Raw genomic sequence first — 2,696 nt, forward strand, 5'->3', positions numbered from 1 at the left:
GCCAGCAGTTGCGGTTTGTCCCAGGCAGCAGTAGGGTCATACAAAAAAGTAAGGCTCAGCTTTCGGGTTTCCAAATATTGCCGGATGTGGGCTTCGGTTTTTTCATTGCAAAAACATTTAACCTCCAGGCTCAGTTCGCTGCTTAAGCTGCAGATTTTTGAAAGCCACAAGCTAAACCCGCTTTCAAATTCTGCTTTCGGCGGACAAACCAAAACCAGCCGGTCGTGCACAATCAAAGGCTGGTGCAGGTAACAAACAAAAATAGTTTTATCCGTTTTTTCGATCACCGAAGCTGTTTTGTTCACCATCAGTTTTTCGATCAAACGTACTTTTCGCGGCCAGCCGGTCAAAATAAGGTTGGCCATTTTTTCTTTGGAAGTTCGGATTAAACCGCTGGCAATATTGTAGTCAATCGTTGCAATCACTTCAATCCCGGTTTCAGTTCCCGAAGCATATTTTACCGTTTCGCCCAGCTTTTTATGTGCTTTTTTGAGGTTGATTTCCGCGTCATGGTCATTCGGCACAACCGATAACAAATAGAGCGGGTGTACCGAAGTTTTGTCTTTCAGCAAAATGGCCAAATCCAGCATGGTTTCCAGGTTGCTAAAATCAGCAATCGGGATCAAAATTGTTTCTTGGTCGGTTTCATGTGTTTCGAGCAATTGCCCTTCCGTTTCTTCTGCCAAAATGATTTTCCGGCTGGCATTTTCGGTTACCAAAGAAGCTACCACACAAGTGAATAAAATCAGGATAATCGTTCCGTTTAAAATATTGGCATCAATAATACCCGCTTTGTATCCAACCAAAATAATGGCCAGTGTTGCTGCTGCGTGTGCACTGCTCAGCCCAAAAATAATCTGCCTTTGCTCGTTTGTGTATTTGAACAATTTTTGGGTGATAAAAGAAGCAATCCATTTTCCGCAAAGCGAAGTGATGGTTAAAGATACGGCAACGATCAAAGCCATTGGCCCGTTAAAAAGCACACGCACGTTCACCAACATCCCAACACTGATCAAAAAGAAGGGGATAAAAATAGCATTGCCCACAAACTCGATCCGGTTCATCAGCATGGAAGTATGCGGGATTAACCGATTTAAAGCCAGTCCCGCCAAAAACGCACCGATTATGGGTTCAACGCCGGCAACCTGCGCTAAAAAAGCCGCGAAAAAAACAACGGAAAGCACAAAAACATAATGCGAGGTTTTTTCGCTTTCCAGCTTTACAAAAAACCATTTGGCCACGCGCGGGATCACCAAAAACATGATCGCGGTAAAAATTGCGAGCGAAACGCCCAGTTGCAGCCAGAACGCAAAATTGATTTGGTTTTGATGCAGCCCCATAATTACGGCCAGCAAAATCAGCACAACGGTATCGGTTAGAATGGTGCCGCCAACGGTAATGGCAACAGCTTCGTTTTTGGATATGCCGAATTTGGTGATGATTGGATAAGCAATCAACGTATGCGTGGCAAACATGCTGGCGGTAAGTACCGAAGTGAGCACCGAATAGCCAAGCAGGTAATGGCAAACCGGGAAACCGATCAATATCGGGATGGTAAACGTGAGAAAGCCAAAAGTGTAGCTTTTATGTTTCTTTTTTTTGAAGTTGTTGAGGTCCAATTCCAAACCGGCGATAAACATAATGTACAGCAGGCCGATGGTAGAAAAAAGGTCAACAGCCGAGTTTTTTTCGAGGATATGGAAACCGAAAGGGCCAACCAAAATGCCGGAAATAATCAGGCCAATGATACTGGGGATTTTGATCTTCCCCAATAAAATCGGAGAAATTAAAATGATAAACAGGACTAAGGAAAAAACAAGGACAGGGCTTTTTAATGGCAAATCAAACTCGTGTACCAAATGGCCAAAAAAGGTATTATTCATCGCTTAACTATACTTTGAAATTGCCTTTTTGTTTTTTGTGTGGAATGGTTAACCGGGTTTTAGCTGAAGATTAGGCAGGTAAAAACAGCATTTAATTATCCCGGTTTCTACAAGTTGTGGAATGTTGGGGTTTTGGTTGTGTTTTTCTTCCCCGAAATTCCCCGGCGGCTGTTGTTGACGGTTTGGTTTTGGTTTCCGGGCTGCACGTTTTATTTTTATTTATTTTTCTGTTTTGATGGGTCTAGAAGTCTGTTTTTTCTTTTGGTGCAACAAACCTCCGCTTAAACAAAAACTTAAAGAAGCCGGAAGAAAGTTTGGGTTGATTTTTTCGCAAAACGAAATTGCATTTTAGCTTTCGCACCAATTTTTATGTGGTAAAAGAAGCATTGCTAAACGTGGTTTCCGGCTGGCATTCTTATTGGTTAAACATTACCGAATCAATAAAAATAAAAGCTGCCATGAGAAAATTATTGCTGTTCGCTTTCGCCGCACTGGCACTAATCAGTTGCAAAAAAACCAACAGCACTGGTCCTGATTCCCTCCCTGTTGCCACAGAATACGACGCTTTAAACATCAAAGCAGGCGCACAAATTGTAAAAATGAAAGTGGCCGGCAACCAGTTGACGATGGTTTACAACGAAGACGTAACGCTGATTTTAGATTCCGGCGTTTTGGCAAAATTTCGGGAGGTGCACCTGAAAGAAGATTTAGGCGCAACAAAACTAAACGATTATGATTACCACTCGATGACCAAAGGAGGCGTAAACGCAACCAACTGGGTTGACGATAATTTGAACAACGTGGTGATCCAAA

Annotated in this window: 2 protein-coding genes; one reads left to right on the forward strand and one right to left on the reverse strand. The window is 42.7% G+C overall.

Going from position 1 to position 2,696, the window contains the following annotated elements; all coding sequences use genetic code 11:
* On the reverse strand, positions 1-1,883 hold a 1,883-nt coding region (locus Q0192_RS11815; protein WP_299289684.1), incomplete at its 3' end, for a cation:proton antiporter.
* A 341-nt stretch (positions 1,884-2,224) separates the two neighbouring features.
* Here Q0192_RS11815 and Q0192_RS11820 point away from each other — a divergent pair.
* On the forward strand, positions 2,225-2,696 hold a 472-nt coding region (locus Q0192_RS11820; protein WP_299289685.1), incomplete at its 3' end, for a hypothetical protein.

The sequence above is a fragment of the uncultured Mucilaginibacter sp. genome (assembly GCF_937859865.1).
Taxonomy (GTDB): domain Bacteria; phylum Bacteroidota; class Bacteroidia; order Sphingobacteriales; family Sphingobacteriaceae; genus Mucilaginibacter_A.